This is a genomic window from Streptomyces sp. Alt3 (assembly GCF_030719215.1).
Classification (GTDB): domain Bacteria; phylum Actinomycetota; class Actinomycetes; order Streptomycetales; family Streptomycetaceae; genus Streptomyces; species Streptomyces glycanivorans.
On sequence record NZ_CP120983.1, the window covers coordinates 3,856,260 to 3,875,403 of the forward strand.

Annotated in this window: 17 protein-coding genes, 1 tRNA gene and 1 riboswitch; of the genes, 8 read left to right on the top strand and 10 right to left on the bottom strand. The window is 69.6% G+C overall.

The window, feature by feature from the left end:
- The first annotated feature begins 50 nt into the window (after positions 1-50).
- Entirely contained in the window at positions 51-1,505 is a 1,455-nt protein-coding gene (locus P8A20_RS16850) for a PrsW family intramembrane metalloprotease (protein ID WP_306103778.1), read from the top strand.
- Positions 1,506-1,584: 79 nt separating this feature from the next.
- Here the strand turns inward: P8A20_RS16850 and P8A20_RS16855 are convergent, their stop codons facing one another.
- The 5 genes from P8A20_RS16855 to P8A20_RS16875 all read right to left on the bottom strand — a co-directional run bounded on the left by P8A20_RS16855 (position 1,585) and on the right by P8A20_RS16875 (position 6,445).
- Positions 1,585-2,529, bottom strand: coding sequence for an aldo/keto reductase (locus P8A20_RS16855; protein WP_147964391.1), 945 nt, complete (start codon positions 2,527-2,529; stop codon positions 1,585-1,587).
- A gap of 247 nt (positions 2,530-2,776) precedes the next feature.
- Entirely contained in the window at positions 2,777-3,823 is a 1,047-nt protein-coding gene (locus tag P8A20_RS16860; protein WP_306103779.1) for a M23 family metallopeptidase, read from the bottom strand.
- Between the two features lie 11 nt (positions 3,824-3,834).
- Positions 3,835-3,987: riboswitch (cyclic di-AMP (ydaO/yuaA leader) on the bottom strand.
- Between the two features lie 233 nt (positions 3,988-4,220).
- Positions 4,221-5,378: a PP2C family protein-serine/threonine phosphatase gene (locus P8A20_RS16865; RefSeq protein ID WP_306103780.1), complete on the bottom strand. Its 1,158-nt coding sequence runs from the start codon at positions 5,376-5,378 to the stop codon at positions 4,221-4,223.
- Positions 5,379-5,510: 132 nt separating this feature from the next.
- The gene (locus tag P8A20_RS16870; RefSeq protein WP_147961986.1) at positions 5,511-6,257 is read right to left on the bottom strand and encodes a MerR family transcriptional regulator; all 747 of its coding nucleotides are present in this window, start codon (positions 6,255-6,257) and stop codon (positions 5,511-5,513) included.
- A gap of 114 nt (positions 6,258-6,371) precedes the next feature.
- Positions 6,372-6,445 (bottom strand) — tRNA-Met (locus P8A20_RS16875).
- A 392-nt stretch (positions 6,446-6,837) separates the two neighbouring features.
- Between P8A20_RS16875 and P8A20_RS16880 the strand changes: the two genes are divergently transcribed.
- From P8A20_RS16880 to P8A20_RS16890, 3 genes are all read left to right on the top strand, one after another.
- Positions 6,838-8,223: an FAD-binding oxidoreductase gene (locus tag P8A20_RS16880; RefSeq protein WP_147961985.1), complete on the top strand. Its 1,386-nt coding sequence runs from the start codon at positions 6,838-6,840 to the stop codon at positions 8,221-8,223.
- A gap of 209 nt (positions 8,224-8,432) precedes the next feature.
- Positions 8,433-8,582, top strand: a complete 150-nt coding sequence (locus P8A20_RS16885; protein ID WP_187282316.1) for a hypothetical protein — start codon at positions 8,433-8,435, stop codon at positions 8,580-8,582.
- A 59-nt stretch (positions 8,583-8,641) separates the two neighbouring features.
- Complete coding sequence (locus P8A20_RS16890; protein WP_147961984.1) at positions 8,642-8,863, top strand: hypothetical protein; 222 nt, start codon at positions 8,642-8,644, stop codon at positions 8,861-8,863.
- Positions 8,864-8,885: 22 nt separating this feature from the next.
- Here P8A20_RS16890 and P8A20_RS16895 read toward each other — a convergent pair whose 3' ends face one another.
- Entirely contained in the window at positions 8,886-10,226 is a 1,341-nt protein-coding gene (locus tag P8A20_RS16895) for an ABC transporter substrate-binding protein (protein ID WP_147961983.1), read from the bottom strand.
- Positions 10,227-10,636: 410 nt separating this feature from the next.
- Positions 10,637-12,091 (bottom strand): MFS transporter, encoded by a 1,455-nt coding sequence (locus P8A20_RS16900; protein ID WP_147961982.1) that lies wholly within the window; start codon positions 12,089-12,091, stop codon positions 10,637-10,639.
- 177 nt (positions 12,092-12,268) lie between these two features.
- Here P8A20_RS16900 and P8A20_RS16905 point away from each other — a divergent pair, with 177 nt between their 5' ends.
- Positions 12,269-12,724, top strand: a complete 456-nt coding sequence (locus tag P8A20_RS16905) for a MarR family winged helix-turn-helix transcriptional regulator (RefSeq protein WP_014155014.1) — start codon at positions 12,269-12,271, stop codon at positions 12,722-12,724.
- A gap of 48 nt (positions 12,725-12,772) precedes the next feature.
- On the opposite strand, the gene P8A20_RS16910 is transcribed toward P8A20_RS16905, so the two are convergent.
- The gene (locus P8A20_RS16910; RefSeq protein WP_147961981.1) at positions 12,773-13,768 is read right to left on the bottom strand and encodes a helix-turn-helix transcriptional regulator; all 996 of its coding nucleotides are present in this window, start codon (positions 13,766-13,768) and stop codon (positions 12,773-12,775) included.
- 104 nt (positions 13,769-13,872) lie between these two features.
- Between P8A20_RS16910 and P8A20_RS16915 the strand changes: the two genes are divergently transcribed.
- Positions 13,873-14,271, top strand: a complete 399-nt coding sequence (locus tag P8A20_RS16915) for a VOC family protein (protein ID WP_147961980.1) — start codon at positions 13,873-13,875, stop codon at positions 14,269-14,271.
- Between the two features lie 58 nt (positions 14,272-14,329).
- Here P8A20_RS16915 and P8A20_RS16920 read toward each other — a convergent pair whose 3' ends face one another.
- Positions 14,330-15,559: a PP2C family protein-serine/threonine phosphatase gene (locus tag P8A20_RS16920; protein ID WP_306103781.1), complete on the bottom strand. Its 1,230-nt coding sequence runs from the start codon at positions 15,557-15,559 to the stop codon at positions 14,330-14,332.
- A 468-nt stretch (positions 15,560-16,027) separates the two neighbouring features.
- Here P8A20_RS16920 and P8A20_RS16925 point away from each other — a divergent pair, with 468 nt between their 5' ends.
- A complete protein-coding gene (locus P8A20_RS16925; RefSeq protein WP_147961978.1) occupies positions 16,028-16,354 on the top strand; it encodes an SCO4225 family membrane protein in 327 nt (108 codons plus the stop codon).
- A gap of 552 nt (positions 16,355-16,906) precedes the next feature.
- Here P8A20_RS16925 and P8A20_RS16930 read toward each other — a convergent pair.
- Positions 16,907-17,884, bottom strand: a complete 978-nt coding sequence (locus tag P8A20_RS16930) for an exonuclease domain-containing protein (protein ID WP_187282315.1) — start codon at positions 17,882-17,884, stop codon at positions 16,907-16,909.
- 401 nt (positions 17,885-18,285) lie between these two features.
- Between P8A20_RS16930 and P8A20_RS16935 the strand changes: the two genes are divergently transcribed.
- Positions 18,286-19,131, top strand: coding sequence for a hypothetical protein (locus tag P8A20_RS16935; protein WP_147961975.1), 846 nt, complete (start codon positions 18,286-18,288; stop codon positions 19,129-19,131).
- Positions 19,132-19,144 lie beyond the last annotated feature (13 nt).

Consider the following 19,144-nt stretch of genomic DNA (forward strand, 5'->3'; position numbering starts at 1 on the left):
CGGCCCCCACGGCGTGGCCAGGTGTCAGTCGTCCTCGTTAGGGTCGTCGGATGTCCGAGGGGTCCGTGCAGCACCAGCAGCCGGCCGTCCCGGTTCTCGAAGGGCAGCAGCTCGACGAGTTCCTGGGTGCCGTCCCGGAGCGAGGCCAGTGGCGTTACCGGCCCCGCCGGGTCGGCATGGTCTGGCGCAGCAAGGCGTTCCGTGCCGGTGCGGTGATCACGGTGCTCGCGCTCTGCGGTCTGGTGATCCTCGCGCTGGTGCGTCAGCAGACGGGCACCGAGGGCTTCCTGGTGGGCCTCGGGCTGGCGGTGCTGCCCGTTCCTCTGCTGATGGCGGCGTTCCGCTGGCTCGACCGGGTCGAGCCGGGACCGTGGCGGAATCTGCTGTTCGCCTTCTCCTGGGGTGCGTGCGCCGCCGCGCTCGTGGCCATCATCGCCAACTCCTTCGCGACCCGGTGGATAGCGACGGCGACCGCGGATCCGGCGAGCGCCGACACCCTCGGGGCCACGCTCGTCGCCCCGGTCGTCGAGGAGAGCGCGAAGGCCGTCGCCGTCCTGCTGATCTTCCTCTTCCGCAGAAGGCAGTTCGGCGGAATCACCGACGGCATCGTGGTCGCCGGTTTCACCGCGACCGGTTTCGCCTTCACCGAGAACATCCTCTACCTGGGCAACGCCTTCGGTGAGGACCAGCACCTCGGCACCACGGGCTTCGCCTCCGTGACGGCCGGGACGTTCTTCGTACGCGTGGTCATGTCGCCGTTCGCGCATCCCCTGTTCACCGTGCTCTCCGGGATCGGCTTCGGCATCGCCGCGCTCGGCGGCGCGCGCCACCGGGTACGCCGTGTCGTCCTGCCCCTGGTGGGGCTCGTCCTCGCCATGGGCACGCACGCCCTGTGGAACGGCTCGTCCGCGTTCGGGCCGTACGGCTTCTACCTGGTGTACGGCGTCTTCATGGTGCCGTGCTTCGGCCTGGTGACCTGGCTGGCGGTCTGGTCGCGTCAGCGGGAGCTGCGCACGCTCTCCACCGAGCTGCCGGTGTACGCGGCGGCCGGCTGGCTGGCCCCCGCCGAGCCGCTCGCCCTGGCCTCGATGCGGGCGCGGGGCATGGCCCGTGACATGGCCAGGCACTGGAACAGCCACCCGGACCGCGCCCGGGGCAAGGCCGCGGCCCGCGCCGTCGCCGAGTACGAGTCGTTCGCGACGTCCCTGGCCATGCTGCGCCGGAGGGCACGCCACGACGGAGCGGGCCATGACTTCGCCCTGCGCGAGCAGGAGTTGCTGCACCACCTCTGGCAGCGTCGGGAGATCGCGGGTCCGGCCCTCACGTACGCCGCCCACGCGACGGGCCGGCTGCGCGCCCACCGGCCGCCCGTGCCGCCCCCGTTCCCCCGCCAGTACCCCTACGGCGGCCCGCCCCCGCACCGGCTCCCCGCACCGCACCGGCACTACGGCGGCCACAACCCGTACACGGAGGACGGCGGGCGGCGGACCCCGCCGCCCGCCTAGGGGACGTCCACGCAGCAGTCCCGCACGGTTCTCCGGCGGGACGTCACGGACACCCCTGGGGACGTCCGCGCGGGTGGGTTCAGGCGGACGCCCCGGTCAGCTCCGCGAGCTCCTGCTCACTCAGCCGGAGACCGTCCACCGCCACCAGCGCGGGCAGCTGTTCGACCGTGCGCGCGGAGGCGATCGGAGCGGTCACGGTCGGCCGGGAGGCCAGCCACGCGAGGGCGACCGTGGCGATCTCGGCGTCGTGTTCCTGGGCGATCCTGTCGAGCGCCGCGAGCACCTTACGGCCGCGCTCGGTCTCCAGGTGCTTGCCGGCGCCCTCGGCCCGCGCACTCTCGACGGTCGCCCCCGGCCGGTACTTTCCGGTGAGGAAGCCCGCGGCGAGCGAGAAGTACGGGACCGCGGCGAGGCCGGCGGCCGCCGCCGTGTCCTGGAGGGGGCCCTCGTAGGTGTCTCGCGAGACGAGGTTGTAGTGCGGCTGCAGCGCGACGTAACGGGCCAGGCCCTCGCGCTCGGAGAAGTCCAGGGAGGCCCGGAGCCGTTCGGGACTGATGTTGGAGGCGGCGATCTCACGCACCGTCCCCGCCTTCACCAGCTGGTCGAGCGCCGTGATGATCTCCTCGACGGGGACGCTCTCGTCGTCGAAGTGCGTGTAGTACAGGTCGATGTGGTCGGTGCCGAGCCGGCGCAGGGACGCCTCGGCCGCCGCCTTGATCGTGGTGGGCGAGAGCCCCTTGTACGAAGGGTGCGCGCCGACCTTGGTGGCGATGACGACGTCGTCGCGGCGGGAACGGGACGCCAGCCACTTGCCGATGAGGGTCTCCGACTCACCGCCCTCGTTGCCCGGGATCCAGGCCGAGTAGGAGTCGGCGGTGTCGATGAAGTTGCCGCCGGCCGCGACGTACGCGTCGAGGACGGCGAACGTCCGCTCCTCGTCGGCCGTCCAGCCGAAGACGTTGCCGCCGAGAGCGAGGGGAAAGACCTGAAGGCTCGAAGAACCGAGCGGGCGCAAAGACGTCATGCCGAGGGACAACCAACGGGCGGAGCCAACTATTCCGCTCCGCCGCCGCCCCCGGGGGCCGCCTGCTCCCGGCCACCGGGGACCACCTTCTCCCGGCCGCCGATGACCGCCGCTCCCGGCCCGCCCCTACTGGCACGCCCCCCGCCCGGCCCGTCCCGCGGTCCCGGACAGGCCGACGGCCCTGACGTCGGGGGGTCGTGCGTCAGGGCCGCCGGGGTTCTGCTGCGCCGGTAGCCGGCGCGGGGGATCAGATCGTGAGGCCCTTGCCCCGGAGCCACGCCATCGGGTCGATGCCCGCGCCGTCCGCGGTGTGGACCTCCAGGTGCAGGTGGGCGCCCGTCACATTGCCGGTGGCGCCGACACGGCCGATGGTCTGACCGGTGGTGACCTTCTGTCCTGCGACCACGTCCATCGAGGACTGGTGGCAGTACCAGACCTCGGTGCCGTCGTCGAGCTCCAGGACCGTGCGGTAACCGTACGAACCGGAGTAGCCGGCCGACTTCACCGTGCCGCTGTGCACGGCCTTGACCGGGGTCCCGGTCGGAGCCGCGAAGTCCAGCCCGGTGTGGTAGCCGGAGGACCACATCGAACCGGCCTGACCGAAGGTCGAGCTGATGTAGTACGACGAGGTCGGGACGGCGTAGCTGGCGGCGAGCTTGGCCAGGCGCTCTGCCTCCGCCTTCTTCTTCGCCGCCTCTTCCGCCGCCTTCTTCTTCGCGACGGCCTCGGCCTCCGCCGCGCTCTGCTGCTTCGCCGCCTGGGCCGCGGCCGCCTCGGCCGCCGCCTTCTCCTGCGCGGCCTTGGCCTCGGCGTCGGCTCCGGCCTGCTGCTGCTCGGCCTGCTGGAGGATGCGGGCGCGCAGCGCCTCACCCGCGTCGGTGGCGCCCCCTTCGGCCTCGGCCGCGGTGATGCCCGCCGTGGTGAGGGGGGAGGACGCGGCGACCGTCTCGTGGTCCGAGTCCGAGTCGGAGTCGCCGGACATGAACGCGCCCACGCCGGGAAGGGACTTGGCGTCAGGGAGATTGTCCGCGATGGAATCGGGAAGAGAGATGGAGACCGGCGGCTTGCTCTGCGCGGTGGCCATGCCGCCCGCACCGACGGCCGCTATGACACCGACGCCGAGGACGGTGGAGCTACGGGCGAGGCCGCGCTGCTTGGCGACGCGATGCCGACCGCGTACGGGACGGATGGACTCCTCGGTGGGATTCCATTCCTCCCAAGTCCTGCCGTCGTCGCCGAAGCTGTCGGTCCTGAAGGGTGACGGGGCCTCGGGGGCAGGCTGGTTGGACGCCACGTGGGCGCACTCCTTTCCTTCCTTCTCGCCTACCGGGTTAGCTGACGGGTTCGGAGCAGGAAGGTCTCCTACGGACCCCTCCGTCTCTCACGAGACACAGGTGTCCGATTCACCCCATGTAGGTGGTTCCCCGGTTCCCTTGCGGAATTCGGCGCTGCGCACGGTGCCGCCTCTTGCGACGGCAGGTACAACCGCGCTGCGTTATCGAACGTTAATAGACACCCGGGTCCGATTCCAAGCTGTTCCCACAGATCGTTCACGCCTCTGGCCTGGACTTACAGGGCTCAATCGGGCGTAAACCGGCAAGTTGAGCGCCCGTAATCCAGCTGCCAATTTCTGACGGTGCGTCAAATGTTATGCGGAGCGGAGCCCTTCGACTACCGACGGTCGCAACCGCTCATTCACGGTCCCGCCGCACGATCTTCACGGTGGTCCGGCGCTCCTGCTGCCCCCTCGCCGGACGCGCGACCGCGAGGAGCGCCAGGTCGTCCGTCGACCGGCCCCCCGTGTGCAGCCGTACGTCGTCGGTGAGCGCGGACAGCAGCTCCTCGGGCCCCGGGAAGAGCCGGCCTCGGAGCCGGTCCGCCGGGTCGTAGAAGACTCCTGTCATGTCCCGCGCCTCGGAGAGCCCGTCGGTGAACGCCAGGAACATCGCCCCGGCCGGCAGCGTCCACTCGTCGGACCGGTCGGGCCACGTGCCGAGCCCCATCCCGAGCGGGAGGGCGGGCGCGGTCGGTGCCAGCACGTCGAGCACGCCGTCGGGGTGCAGCACGAGCGGCTCGGGATGCCCGCGGTTGATGACCTTCAGCGTGTCCGAGCCGACCGGGATCTCCGCCAGGACTGCGGTGACGAACCCTTCCATGGAGTCGAGCCCGCCCCGCCGCGACCCCTCCCGGGCCAGAGCCCGCTCCAGCCGCTGGGCGACCCCCTCCAGCGACCTCTCCTGCTCGGCGGCCTCCCGGAACGCCCCGATCACGACCGCCACAGCCGCCACGGCGTCCAGCCCCTTGCCCCGCACGTCCCCCACGACCAGGCGCACCCCGTGCGGCGTGTCCGCGACGGCGAACAGGTCACCGCCGACGAACTCGTCCGCCTGGGCGGCCTCGTACCGCGCCGCGACCAGGAGTCCGCCGATCCGGTCCTCGGGCTTCGGCAGCACCGCGCGCATCGCGGTCTCCGCGATGACCCTGGCCGAGGCCAGCTGTTCGGTACCCCGGCGCACGACGCGGTTGATGAGGACGGCGAGGGCGCCGACGGTCACCAGGGTGAGCAGGTCGGTGATCGACACGACCCTGAGGATCGCCCCGTCCGACAACCGGATGGCGAGCACCACCAGGATCGCGGCCACCGCGACCCGGACGGTGCCGGCCAGCGAGAAGAAGGGGGCGGCGACCAACGAAGCCGCGGCGAACAGCGGTACCGCGGTGACCTCGGTCGGCGTCCCGACGTCGAAGGCCACCCCGACACAGATCATCACGGCGGGCAGGGCGCGCACGAGCCGCCGGGAACGGGAAACCCCGCCCACGCCCCCTCGCCGCCCGTCCCGCTTCCCCACCTGTGCACTCCTGCCCGGTCCACCCACGGCTGCGGACGGTATCGCGCCCCGCCCCCGCCGCCCGGAGCCGCGCCGGACGGCGGCCCGTCGTGGGCCGAAGGGAGGAGCGCGCCGGAGCCCCGCCTCCGGGGGTCAGTCGGAGAGCCGGTGCTGCGCGTGGATCGTCAGTGCATCCCGTACGAAGACGGCGGTTCCGTCCCCGTGGCGATCGTAGTTCCTCCCGAAGCGGGGATCGGCGACGTACATCTCCCCGAGCCCGGTCACATACGCGCGGGTGACCTCGGCCGTCGCCGACAGCCACGCGCAGTGCCGCCGCGCGATGTCCTGCGCCTCCTCGCCGCCGGGCTCCAGGCCGGCGGCCCTGGCCGCCCCGTAGTCCCGGGCGATGTCCTCGTGCACGCCCTGGAAGCGGACGCGTTCGGCCTCGCTCAGCCCACGCCACCACCGGCCGCTCCGCTCGTACGCCTCCCGGCCCCAGCGTTCGGTGACCTCCTCCTCGTACGCCGTGTGGTCGAAACCGTCGAACACTTCCTCGGCCATGAGGTCCTCCCCTTCCTCGGTCCTGCGCAGAGTGGTCCGCACCGAGGCGATCTGCCGCCCGATGCGCTCCCGCTCCTGCTCCAGCAGACGCAGATGGGTCCGGAGAGCCGCCGCGGTGTCCCGCTGCCCTTCCAGCACGTCCTTGATCGCGGGCAGAGGGAGCCCCAGCTCCCGCAGCAGCAGGATGCGCTGGAGCCGGACCAGGGCCTCCTGGTCGTAATAGCGGTAGCCGTTGGCGCCCTTACGGCTCGGCACGAGAAGACCGACGTCTCCGTAGTGCCGCAGGGTCCGGCTCGTGGTGCCGGCCCGCCGGGCGATTTCCTGTATGGACCACTCCATGCCGGAAACGCTAGATCTTCACGCAGCGTCAAGGTCAAGCCCGTCACCACCGACCCGGTGGCGGCACATGACAGAGGCCCGGATCCTTGGAAGGATCCGGGCCTCTGTCTTCAGTAGCGGGGACAGGATTTGAACCTGCGACCTCTGGGTTATGAGCCCAGCGAGCTACCGAGCTGCTCCACCCCGCGTCGTTGTGATTGCAACTCTACGCCATCCGGGAGGGTGCTCCGACCATTTACGACCGCCGCGCCCCCGCTCCCCTCATCACCGGAAAGTCGACCTGACCGGCCATTCTTTCCAACAGGACGTGCGTAAAGGGGAGTTGGCAGGCGGAGTGGCGTGATCAAGGGTACTGCCGCACCCCTAATTCCATGTGCTGCCGTCCGGAGGACCTGGTCCGCCCCGGCGCACGGCGCTCCGCGATTGCGCCGCCTCCGGAGCGGCGGGACGCTGGGAGGGTCAACTTTTCGGTGTCCGTCCCGTCCGCCCGGCGCCCCCCGGGTGCCGGCGCCGGCCGGTGATCCCCGTCCGCAGCGGTGGTGCCGGAGCGAGCCGGACGCACGCGCGCTAGGAGACGATCATGGACGGCGCCCTCCTCGAATCGATGGGCAGCGCTCTGCGCGGACCGGTCATCGGCCCCGACGACCAGGAGTACGGGCAGGCCCGTGCGGTCTACAACGCCATGATCGACAAGAAACCGGCGGCCGTGGTCCTGTGCCACGACACGGCGGACGTCATGGAGGCCGTGAAGTTCGTCCGGGAGAACGGCCTGGACGTCGCCGTCCGGGGCGGCGGGCACAGCGGCCCCGGACTGGGCCTCTCCGACGGCGCGGTCACACTCGACCTCTCCCCCATGCGCGGCGTGCGGGTCGACCCGGCCACCCAGACAGCCCAGGCCGACGGAGGTGCGACGCTGGGGGACTTCGACCACGCCACCCACGCGTTCGGACTCGCCACCCCGGCGGGCATCATGTCCACGACCGGGATCGGCGGGCTCACCCTGGGCGGCGGCCACGGCTACCTCACCCGCAAGTACGGCCTCTCGGTGGACAATCTGGTCTCCGCGGACGTGGTCCTGGCCGACGGCACCTTCGTCTCCGCGAACCCGAGCGAGCACTCCGACCTGTTCTGGGCGCTCCGGGGCGGCGGCGGCAACTTCGGCGTCGTCACGTCGTTCGACTTCGAGCTGCACCCCGTGGACACGGTGGGTGTAGCGATCACCCTGTGGCCCCTGGAGCTCTTCCACGACGTCATCCGGTGGTACCGCGACTTCCTGCCGCAGGCGCCGGACGACCTGTACGGCTTCTTCGCCTCGCTGACGGTGCCGCCGGGCCCGCCCTTCCCCGAGGAGATCCACGGACGGAAGATGTGCGGGGTCATCTGGTCCTCGACGGCGGATCCGGAATCCCTGGGCGAGACCCTCGCCGTCGTGAACGAACCCGGGCCGCCCGCCTTCCACTTCACGGCGCCGATGCCCTACCCGGCCCTGCAGAGCATGTTCGACGCACTGATGCCGGCCGGCCTCCAGTGGTACTGGCGGGGCGACTTCTTCGACCGGATCACGGACGACGCCGCCGACGTGCACGCCTCCTTCGCCGAGAAGCTCCCCACCGGCCTGTCGACCATGCACCTGTACCCGGTCGACGGCGCCGCGGGCCGTGTCGGCCCCGACGACACCGCGTGGGCCTACCGCGACGCACACTGGTCCGGCGTCATCGCCGGCATCGACCCCGACCCGGCCAACGCGGCGGCGCTGCGCGAGTGGGCCGTCGGCTACTGGGAGGCGCTGCACCCGCACTCCATGGGCGGCGGTTACGTGAACTTCATCGGCACCGACGAGTCCCAGGACCGCGTCAAGGCCACCTACCGGGGGCATTACGACCGGCTCGCGGAGGCCAAGCGGACGTACGATCCGCACAACCTCTTCCACGCAAACCAGAACATCGAGCCCGCGCCGCCGCACTGACCGTCACGCCGGGCCCGCAATACCGGGGGAAAGCCGTGCTGGGAGGGTTACAGTCTGCATGCACCGCCGCACACATGATCCGGACGCCCCCGGAGCGGCGCGGCACCGGTAGCGGCACGTCGTCGCCGTACCGGTCGGGACCGGTCCGGCATCGAATGCGGAGGCTCGGTCACGGGGCTCTCTCCACACCTACGTACAGGACACCTGAGATGACCGACATGCCCGCCCGCACGATCCAGCGGCACGCCGACACCGCGACCACGACCGACACGGGCGCCGCGGCCCCGCTGCCCTCGCCGCAGTACGCGGGCCTGTTCATCGAGCCCGACCTGCCGCCGTTCACCGACGAGTCCGAGTGATCCGGGAGCTTGTGACCTGCCCCGAGTGACCGCCCCGGCCGCACGGTCGTTGGGAGACCATGCGCATCCGTATCGGCGTGGTCGTCCTCGCAGTGGTCCTGCTGATCTCCGCGTACATCTCGAACATCCCGTCCGCGGCCGATACCGAGGCCGCCTGCCGGCGGGCCCTCGACAACCTGTCGACGTGGACCAACCGGCCGGACGTGTGCCTGGACGTGTCCTCGGAGACCTACCGGACGTTCCTCCTGATGTACCAGTTGCGGGAGGAAGGCCTGGATTAGGGTCCAGGCCCCCCGGCCCGGATCAGCCCTGCTGTTCCTTCCACTCCGCCTGGGCCTCGTCGAGGTTCTCGGCGAGCGTGTCCAGGAAGTCCTTGGCGCTCGTCTTGCCGAGCATCACCTTCTGGAAGCCCGCCTCGCTGTCGGCCTTGGACAGGGTGTTCCAGTCCGGCAGGTAGTAGGGGAGCTGGACGATCCTGGTGTCGCCGGAGAACAGCGCCTCGGCACCGAGCTTCGTGGTCTCGGCCTCGTCGAGCCAGGGGTCCTCGGCCGCTTCCTTGTTGGCCGGGATCAGGCCGGCGGACTCGCTGAACTTGGAGTTCGAGGCGTGGGAGGCGGCGAACTCGATGAACTTCCAGGCCGCCGCCTTGTTCTCGGACGACTTGAGCAGGCCGAGGCCGGAGACCGGGTTGGAGACCATCACCCGGGTCCCGTCGGCGAGTTCCGGCTGCGGGATGCCACGGAACTTGGCGTTGCCGAGCGAACTCACGTGGTCCTGGTAGGAGCCCAGGTTGTGGTTGAGCATGGCGATGCCGCCGGAGTCGAACTGGGCGACCATCTTGGTGAAGTCGTTGTTGAGGTCGGCCTCGGGAGTGGCCTTCCTGTACAGACCGACGTACTTCTCCAGTGCCGCGACGTTCTTCGGGTCGTTGACCGTCGTCTTCGTCTGTGACTCGTCCCAGAACGAACCGATGCCGGACTGCCCGTACATCGCGTCCAGTGCCTGGGCGATGGAACCCGGGCCACCGCGGATGGTGTAGCCGAACTGGTTCTTCTTCTTGTCCGTCAGCTTCGCGGCGGCCTCGTAGAACTCGTCCCAGGTGTCCGGCTCGTCGAGGCCGGCCTTCTCGAACAGGTCCGTGCGGTAGTACAGGACGCCGTTCGTGGCGGAGATCGGCACCGTGTACATCTCGTCCCGGCCGGCGGCGCTCCGCACGTTCTCGACCATCGCCTCGTTGAGCTTGCCCTTGAGCGAGCTCTCCTCGATCCGGTCGTCGAGCGGCTCCAGGGCGTCCTGTGCGGTGATTCCGGCGACCATCGCGGCGCCGACACCGCCGACGTCCGGCAGACCGCCCCCCTGGATGGCGGTGTCGTACTTCGACTGCGCCTCGGTGGAGGCGATGCCCACGTACTGCACGTCGATGTCCGGGTTGGCCTTCTCGAAGTCGGCGATGATCTCCTTCCAGATCGCCGTGCGGACACCCCCGTTCTCGTCCCAGAACACGATCTTCCCGGTCCCGGAGCCCTCCGCGCCCTTGGCGCCGGTGATGCCGCTCCCGTCGTCACCGCAGGCGGTGGCGGTGAGGGCCAGAGCCGACACCAGGGATATCGCGGCGGCGAGACGGCTGTTGCGGGGCTTGATCATGGTCGGCTCTCTTCTCTGAGTGCTCACCGGCGGGGCGCAGGGCAGCTGGGCGCCGCAGCGTGAACCGTGCGGGGTGGAGGTGCTTCGGGGAAGCGCAGGGCTCCGGCAGTCCTGCGGAGCCGGAGGGAACCGATGGGCCGGGACGAGTCCGGGCGGGCGCGCGGGGGCCCTCAGCGTCTCCCGCGGCGCCGGGGGCGGCAGGGGAGAGGGCTCGGGGCTGGCTGCATGCGGCGCTCGGCTCTCATATCGCGTCTCATATATGACATACGAAGGGCAACGCGAAGAACGTAAATCGGCCCACCCCCCCGGTCAATGCCCGTGCAGCAGAAACTTCTCCGCCCGGGAACGCAGGAGCGCCCCGGTCGCCGGAACAGGAGTTCCGACGGCCGGGGCGCTCCCGGGTGTCGCGGTCAGGCTTCGACGGCGACCTTGTCCGTCGCGGAGGGCCCGGTCCGGTCGCCGTCGGCGGCGGGGCGGACGAGGCCCGGGATCAGCGCGGCGACCGCGGCGGCGACGAGGGCGACCCCGCAGCCGATCATCAGGCCGACGCGGAACCCGTCCTCGGAGGCGAGCGAGAAGCCGCCGAGCTCCATGGTCATCTGCGCCAGCACCACACCGATGACCGCCGAACCGATGGTCGTACCCAGCGAACGCATCAGGGTGTTGAAGCCGTTGGCCGCGGCGGTCTCCGAGAGCGGGACCGAGCTCATGATCAGGGCGGGCATCGCGCCGTAGGCCAGGCCGACACCACTGTTGATGACGATTCCGACGATCATCAGGCCCCAGGCGGAGCCCATCAGGAAGAGGGAGAGGCCGTAGCCGAGGGAGATCACGAGGGCGCCGAGGACGAGTGCGATCTTGGGCCCACGTGCGTTGATCAGCTTTCCGCCGAGCGGCGAGACGATCATCATCATCACGCCACCGGGAGCCATCCAGAGACCCGCGGCCAGCATCGACTGCCCGAGGCCGTACCCCGTGGCCTCGGGGAACTGCAGCAGCTGCGGGGCGATGAGCATGAAGGAGTACATGCCGACGCCGACCAGGATCGACGAGATGTTGGTGAGCAGCACACGCGGACGGGCGGTGGTGCGCAGGTCGACGAGCGGGTCACGGGTGCGCAGCTCGTAGAACCCCCAGGTGCCGAGGGCCACGACGGCGACCGCGAACAGGCCGAGCGTGGTGCCCGAACCCCAGCCCCAGTCGGCGCCCTTGGAGATCGCCAGCAGGAGGGACACCAGGCCGATGGCGAGGCCGATCGCGCCGGGGGCGTCGAAGCGCTGTCCCTTCGCCCCGGCCGGGACGTCGGGGACGAAGACGTAGATGAGCACGGCGATCATCACCGCCAGGACCGCGGAACCCCAGAACAGCACGCGCCAGCTGGCGTACTCGGCGACGGCGGCGGAGATCGGCAGGCCGAGGGCGCCGCCGATGCCCATGGAGGCGCTGACGAGCGCGATCGAGCCGCTGAGCTTCTCGGAGGGCACCACGTCGCGCAGGAGCGCGATACCCAGCGGCACCATGCCCATGCCCATGCCCTGGAGACCGCGCCCGACGATCATCGGGACCACGGAGGAGGCCAGTGCGCACACGACGGACCCGACGACCAGCGGGACCGCGCAGGCCAGCAGCATGCGGCGCTTGCCGAGGAGGTCACCGAGCCTGCCGGTGACCGGTACGCACACGCCCGCGACCAGGAGGGTGACGGTGACCACCCAGGCCGCGTTGGAGGACGAGGTGTCCAGAATCCGCGGCAGCTCCGCGATCAGCGGAGTCACCAGCGTCTGCATCACGGCGGCGACGGTGCCGGCGAGTGCCAGCGTCGTGATCACACCGCCTGCGCGGGCTGTGGGCTGGGGCGTGTCCATATCGCGGGTCCTCGGCTATCCGGTCGGTTCGATGGGAGACTTGGTATCGTACACGTCTATTGCATCATGCACATTGTGTGGCCTATGCAAGTCTTCGTAAACATACGATGAAGTCGGCACGCACGACGGCACGACGACACACCGGCCCGCCCGGCAGGAAGCAGGAGGTGCCCGCGCATGAAGAGGGCAACGCACGAGGTCGAGTACGAGCAGATGCTGCTCAGTCGGCACGGCCTGCTGACCCACAGAAAGGGACGCCGCAAGGACGGCCTCCTGGAGCGCAGCGCGTACGTCCTGCTCAGCCGCATCCGCGTACAGGGCCCCATGTCCGTCGGTGAGCTCAGCGAGGCCTTCGACCTCGACGTCTCCACGCTCAACCGGCAGACCGCCGCGGTCATGCGCGCCGGCTTCGTGGAGCGCATCCCCGACCCGGACGGGGGCATGGCCCGCAAGTTCCGCATCACGGAGGAGGGGGCGAGAACCCTCGACGCGGAACGCGAGGGCATGGTCAGCTCCCTGGAGCGCGTCATGGCCGACTGGGCCGACGAGGACATCTCCGCCTTCGCGGGCTACCTGCGGCGCTTCAACTCCGACATCGAACGCATCGGCGGCCGCCCCTGGCCGCGCCCCTGAGCCAGTGCCGGGAAGGGGCCGCGAGGACCCGTTCCCGGCTGCTGCGCCTCACGGCGCCCGGCGGGCGAAGGACGCGAGGCGATCGGCGAGCTCGGCGACGAGGTCGCGCAGTTCGTCGGGGCGCTCGATGACGAAGGGCCGATCGAGCGCGGCCAGCACCGGAGGCAGCCAGTCGAGCCGCTCCGCCCTGATGCCGACACGCCACCAGCGTCCGGGCGTCGGGTCGTCACCGGCCGCGGGCCCCTGCTCCTCCTCCAGGATCGCGACGGCTGCGGGGAGCCGGGCCCTGATCTGCTCGGCCGTTCCATGGATCCGCAGGGCCACCTCGTGCCGGTACCCGGCCGTGGCGAACCCCGACAGCACGCGCGCGGCGGGATCGGTACCCGCGGGCACCTCGAACGACCCGGGGAGCGCCCGTGCGTCGGCGATGCGGTCGAGCCGGAAGGTACGGTCCTCGCCGATCCCGGGGTCCCTGCCTGTGACGTACCACCGGCCCGCGTGGGCGACGATCCCGTAGGCGTGCAGCGTTCGTTCGTCACGCCGGCCGTCACCGCCGGTGTACCTCATCGAGACCGGCCGGCTGTGACGCACCGCGTCGGCGAGCGTGAGCAGGACCCCGGTGTCCGGGGCGGCGAGCTCACCGGGCCCGTCCGTGAAGGCGAGGGATCCGAGAAGCGTGTCGAGCCGGCCCGCGAGGTGTCCGGGCAGCACACGCCGGATCTTGGCGGACGCCGTCTCGCTCGCGGTGTGCCCCGCCGCCAACGTCCCCGCCCTGCGCCCCGCCACCAGGCCGAGCAGCACGGCCAGCGCCTCGTCGTCGCTCAGCATGAGGGGTGGCAGCCGGTATCCGGCGCCGAGCCTGTACCCGCCGTACCGGCCCCGTACCGACTCCACGGGCACATCGAGGTCGATCAGCTGGTCCACGTACCGCCGCACGGTCCGCCCGTCGACGCCGAGCCGGTCGGCGAGCTCGGCCACCGTGCGCGTGCCGCCGGACTGCAGCAGCTCCAGGAGTGTCAGCACACGGCCGGCGGGTCGGGTCATGGTCACAGCCTAGAACCGATACAGGACGGAAACTGTCCACTATCTCCCCTAGCCTCCGACATGCACGACGCCGGAACGACGTCGGCACGACCTGGGAGGCCCTCATGAACTTCGTCTCGATCCGCATCATCACCGGTGACGTCGCACGCCTCGTCACCTTCTACGAGCGGGTCACGGAGGTGCGGGCGGAGTGGGCCAACGACGACTTCGCCGAACTCAGGACACCCGCCGCCACTCTCGCGATCGCGAGCACCCGCACCGTCCCCCTGTTCGCCCCCGGCTCCGCCCGCCCGGCGGAGAACCACAGCGTGATCACCGAGTTCCTCGTCGACGACGTGGACCGTGTGCACCGGAACCTGAGCGGCTTCGTCACCGAGTTCGTGGCCGGGCCCACCACGATGCCCTGGGGCAACCGTTCGCTGCTGTTCCGGGACCCGGACGGCAACCTCGTCAACCTCTTCACCCCCGTCACCCCAGCGGCTGTCGAGAAGTTCGCGCGCTGACCCCGAGTGCGGCCGAGATCCGGTCGGCCGTGCTGTCCAGGAGAAACAGTGGTCACAGCTACGCGACGCCGGGCGAGGCCTGCTGCACGTCTGCGCCTGAGCTGACGTGCCGCTGCGTCTCCTGGGGGCCGTGCCAGTCCAGGCACATCACCGTGGCATCGTCCTCGAGCGGGCCGCCGGCGGCCTGCCGGACCGCGGACGACATCGTCAGAACGGTCTCCCGGGGGTGCAGGTTGCGGGTCCGCCGCAGCAGGGCCGGGAGGTCGATGTCCTCCTCATGATGTTCCAGCATGCCGTCGGTGAGCATGAGGATGCGGTCACCGGGGCGAAGGTCGATGTCCTGGACCCTGTAGTGCTGGGAGGCGACCACCGACAGCCCGAAGGGCTGGTCCACCTCGCAGGGGATCTCCTCGACCGCCCCCTCGCGCATCCGCAGGGGCCAGGGGTGACCCGCGTTGACGAACTGCGCCTGCCCGGTATGGAGATCGATGCGCAACAGCTGACCGGTGGCGTGACCCTGCCCGTAGTCCGCCAGCGCCTGATCGGCCAGGCGGGCCTGCTCGGCCAGTCCGGTTCCGGCGCGGCGGGCACCTCGCAGGGCGCCGACCAGGACGGTGGCGGCGAGCGCCGCCGCGAGGTCGTGCCCCATGGGGTCGGTCACCGACAGGTGAAGGACGTCGCGCTCGACGGCGTAGTCGAAGGTGTCTCCGCTGAGGTCTGCTGAAGGCTCCAGATTTCCGCACAGCGTGAACTGCGCGCCTTCGCACGACAGCGACTGGGGCAGCAGCTGGTACTGGATCTCCGCCGCAAGGGTGGGGGGCTTCGTGCGTTTGCCCCACGTGTAGAGGTCGGTGAAACGCCCGTTGGCGATCACGACGTAGGCCAGGAGGTGGGCGGCTTCACCGACTGCCTGCAGGACGTTCTCGTCGGGACGGGTCGGCAGAATTATTTCCAGGAGACCGATGGCGTCTCCCCTGTTGGTGACCGGAGTGATCACCCTGTGTCCCTCACCGGTCGCTTCTTGATACAGCCGCTGGGCGCGGATCACCTGCCCGTAGACGCTGCCGAGCATGGGGATGTGATCCGCGTCATGACCGACCGTCGTTGCAGCGGTGGTGGTGGTGAGTCGCGCCACCGCCCTGCCGGTCAGGTCCACGATCAGGAACGAGACCTGCGTAGCCCCGAACCGCCGCCGCAGGTTCTCCGCGAACACGTCGACGGCCTCCACCGGTGCCGCCGTTTCCGCCGCTGTCAGCAACTGGGGAAATCGGCTCTGCCTGGATGCCATGGCCACGGCCCTTCCTCGGGTAGGCAAGACGCGGGCGGCCGGAGCAGGCGCCTTGGGGGCCGCTGATCGGTGGGAATCGTCGACGGGGCGACACGGGCACGTGCCGGGAGGAGGCAGCCGGCAACCGACACGGACCGACCCGCCCCATATGGGGCGATCGGCGACGGACGGGCAGGAGCACTCGGCCCGAGGGTCTCGCTCGGGCACCCGCCGGTCGGCGGACCCACTTCCCATTGTGCGCGGGATGTGCGGGTACGCCACAGGGAGACGTCGGCTGAACGGCGAAGGTGATCCGAGCGGCGTCGCGAGCCCGGCAGCAGCCCCCCGCCCGCCCTGAGCACCGCCCTCGGAGCCCAGTCGGCCATCACTATACGAACATGGGTATGAGTACTCATGCCGCAGCCGCCGCCCCGACGGCATGGTGGGTCATACACCGAGCAACACGGCTTTCTCACATCGGAGTTAGAGATGACTACCCCGTCGCGCACCCTGCCCCAGTCCCTTCGCCGCTACCTGGTGAACCCCGTCGCCCTCGGCTACCTGGCCGTCGTGGCCGCCGTCGGCGTATGGGTCGGACTGGACACGCTCCTCGTCGAGCACGTGGACAGCAGCTTCGCCGGGGTCTGGCTGTTCGTCGTGACCGCCCCGACCTCGTTGCTGTTCTCGGCGCTTCCCGGTGTACTGCCGTTCGCCGGTGTCGCCGTCGGGGCCGTTGTGCAGGCGCTGGCGCTCGGTGCCGCATACCGCTGGACTCTCGGCCGGACCTCACGGCGCACCGCCGCCGCCGGCGCCTGAGCACGCATCATCGACGGACACGGCACCCGCGCGGACGGAATCCGAGGCTATGACGAAGTGCAAGAAGTGCGGCACGCGGAGGCGCCGTTGGCCCCGCTCCTGTTCCCGGTGCCGTTCCACGTCGTCGGATCGGGCGGAAACGGCCGTGGAGGCCGCGGAACTGGCCGCGGAACTGGGGCTGCTCGGCTGGATCGGGCGAGGCGTCATGACCATGGTGCGACTGGCACTGCGCGCGATCGGCTGACCGGAACCACTCACGGCGGCGCCGGGGGGCCGGCGCCAGAGCCACCCGCTCACGATCCCGTCCGGGTACGACTGCGCGCCCCGACCGGCCGAAGCCGGTCGGGGCGCGCAGTCGCAGGTCGGAGGGTTTCCCCTCCCCCGCTGTCGGTAGGCCGTGTGGGACTCGAACCCACAACCAACGGATTAAAAGTCCCGGCAGGATCCTGCCGGGGCTTCCGGGTGGTGCTCCGGGTTCCGATCCTCCCAGCTCAGGAGTGCTCTCCCTGACGTACCGTCCCGGTCGGAGCCGGGTAGTGCCTCACCGTCCGCTCACGCATCGCTCACGCAAGGGCGTGACAAGGCTGCTTCCGCGTCGAGTCGAGAAGCACTGGTGGAAAGCGACAGTTGCTCTAGAAACTCCGCCTCGGAGAGGACCTCGATGTCGTGACCGGCATCGAGGAGATCTCGGGCCTTGCGATGCTTGGCGCTCAGGGCCATCCCAGGGACGAAGCGAGAGGGATCAGGGGTGCCGACGACGAGGATGTCGGTCTTGCGGCTGACTCCTGGGGTCGCTTGCCCGCCGACGGCCGCCAAGCGCTCCTGGGCCTCGCTACGCGTCATGGAACCCAGCGTCCCCGTGATGCAGACATACCGCCCGAAGAACATCCCTTCGGAATCGGCATTCTGGTTCGCCTGCGGAATGGAAGGGCGCTTCTCATAGGCACGGCGGCGGCAAGTGCTCCACGAACCGGAGACCGCGTTGTGGCTTCCGTACCGGATCTGCAGCTTGCCCAACAAGTCATCGAGGCTGTTTACCCCATGCGCGTCCATAGCTGCGAGCATCACCCGCGCAGCGGCGTCCGCGTCAGACTGGGCATCATGGTGTTGTCCCTCCATCGCGACGCCTGCGGCCTCGGCGACAAAGGGAAGTCGGTATGCCAGCAGCTTCCATGTGCGGCGAGCGACGACGAGCGAGCAGGCGTAACGCAGTTCAGGACACAGTGAAGCCGTCTCATGGCAGGCCGCCCGCAAGGCACCGAGATCAAACGCCGCGTTGTGAGCGACCAAGGGGCGGCCATCTACGAAGGCAAGGATCTGCTCCAGCGCCTCTGGCCAACTTGGAGCCCCCTGGACCAGCGTCGGCGTGATCCCGTGAATGCTGATGTTGTACGAGGCGAATCCCCCGCCGCCCGGCGGTTCGACATATGTCGCAAATCGCCCCGCAACCTCACCGTCGGCAACGGCTGTCATGCCTACCGAGCAGATGCTACCCGGCCAGTAGTTGGCGGTCTCGAAATCAATCGCCACCCAGTCCCCACCCATGAATCCCTCCCAGCTTCATCACCTCATCTTCACATACGGCAGCGGCCCATGAAGCGGAAGCACCGCCCTGCCCGGGCCCAGCCGGGATTCCGGGCGCCCTGAAGGCGCGATGATCGCATTGCATTACTAGGGTGAGAGCGTCAGTCAATGCAGAGTGCGACGCATACCGGCGAATCCCTCGCCCCTCACAGGAGCGGCGTCGCCCTGCTCTACGTGGAGGGTTTACCAGCCGACCCCTGGGCGGCACCCGAATCGGGAGTGCCGCAGCGGCAGACCAGGACCTTTGCCCCGTCTGGCCAGAACGCGCTGTTGACGTCGAACAACTGCGCGTGTTGCATTTCCCGTGCACCCCAAGGGCATCCCTTGCCCTCAAGTAGCGTCAATCCATGACGACTTCGGGAGATGATCTCATCAGCGCATTCAAGAAGATGCGAAGATCCTTACTAGCAGTCCCGGCAGCGGCTGCTCTGGTCCTGGGACTCACAGGTAGCGCTCAGGCTCATTACGTCTATGAATGGACAGAGACGTGGCGTAGCGGTGACGGCACCCGCTGCCTCCAGAACCGAAGTGAGATATCGGACGGAAACAACAGTCAGGGGTACATCAAGGGCGACGCCACCTCACTGCACAACTCGGAACTCACCCCGTTGGGCTGCACCAACTCCTACGAAGTGACCTCCGGCTATCTGTGGGAGTACATGGCGGTCTTCAAGTGGAACGAGACCGCCGGTGAGTGGAACGAGTGCATGTACACCGACGGCTGGTACTCCAACTCGTCGACGGTATACAAATACCAGATCTACGCGTACAGCGAGGACTGGGGCGGCTGGTGCGGTAAGGGCAGTTACGGCCTGATGAACTTCTCCGAGATGGTCTACAACGGAAAAAACGTCTTCCCTGACGGGGTTCCCGGCATCTGGTCCGGGTACCACGACGGCCTGGGCATCTCCCAAGCTTCCAGCTCCTCTTCGCCGCCAGCGCCGGAGTGGGTCGACGAGAACGGGGTGGTCGATCCGGATCAGGCCCCGGACACCGTGAAGGTTCTTGGCTCCGATGGTGAAGTCGCCACCGACGGCGATGGGAATCCCATCGAGGTGGACCCGATGCCCGCAACACCCTCCGCAGAGACTGCGAACACTGACGGCGGGGTACGTACTCTGACAACCGACGACGACGGCCTGACAACCGAAAAAGTAGCCGTCGACCTGACGCGCCCGCAAGGCGTCCGGTAACTGCAGGGGTAGT

What these genes read in the sequence shown, in the direction of transcription:
- P8A20_RS16850 (WP_306103778.1), top strand. Translation starts at nt 51, where the DNA reads ATGTCCGAGGGGTCCGTGCAGCACCAGCAGCCGGCCGTCCCGGTTCTC.
- P8A20_RS16855 (WP_147964391.1), bottom strand. Translation starts at nt 2,529, where the DNA reads ATGACGTCTTTGCGCCCGCTCGGTTCTTCGAGCCTTCAGGTCTTTCCC.
- P8A20_RS16870 (WP_147961986.1), bottom strand. Translation starts at nt 6,257, where the DNA reads ATGGAGTGGTCCATACAGGAAATCGCCCGGCGGGCCGGCACCACGAGC.
- P8A20_RS16880 (WP_147961985.1), top strand. Translation starts at nt 6,838, where the DNA reads ATGGACGGCGCCCTCCTCGAATCGATGGGCAGCGCTCTGCGCGGACCG.
- P8A20_RS16885 (WP_187282316.1), top strand. Translation starts at nt 8,433, where the DNA reads ATGACCGACATGCCCGCCCGCACGATCCAGCGGCACGCCGACACCGCG.
- P8A20_RS16890 (WP_147961984.1), top strand. Translation starts at nt 8,642, where the DNA reads ATGCGCATCCGTATCGGCGTGGTCGTCCTCGCAGTGGTCCTGCTGATC.
- P8A20_RS16895 (WP_147961983.1), bottom strand. Translation starts at nt 10,226, where the DNA reads ATGATCAAGCCCCGCAACAGCCGTCTCGCCGCCGCGATATCCCTGGTG.
- P8A20_RS16900 (WP_147961982.1), bottom strand. Translation starts at nt 12,091, where the DNA reads ATGGACACGCCCCAGCCCACAGCCCGCGCAGGCGGTGTGATCACGACG.
- P8A20_RS16905 (WP_014155014.1), top strand. Translation starts at nt 12,269, where the DNA reads ATGAAGAGGGCAACGCACGAGGTCGAGTACGAGCAGATGCTGCTCAGT.
- P8A20_RS16910 (WP_147961981.1), bottom strand. Translation starts at nt 13,768, where the DNA reads ATGACCCGACCCGCCGGCCGTGTGCTGACACTCCTGGAGCTGCTGCAG.
- P8A20_RS16915 (WP_147961980.1), top strand. Translation starts at nt 13,873, where the DNA reads ATGAACTTCGTCTCGATCCGCATCATCACCGGTGACGTCGCACGCCTC.
- P8A20_RS16920 (WP_306103781.1), bottom strand. Translation starts at nt 15,559, where the DNA reads ATGGCATCCAGGCAGAGCCGATTTCCCCAGTTGCTGACAGCGGCGGAA.
- P8A20_RS16925 (WP_147961978.1), top strand. Translation starts at nt 16,028, where the DNA reads ATGACTACCCCGTCGCGCACCCTGCCCCAGTCCCTTCGCCGCTACCTG.
- P8A20_RS16935 (WP_147961975.1), top strand. Translation starts at nt 18,286, where the DNA reads ATGACGACTTCGGGAGATGATCTCATCAGCGCATTCAAGAAGATGCGA.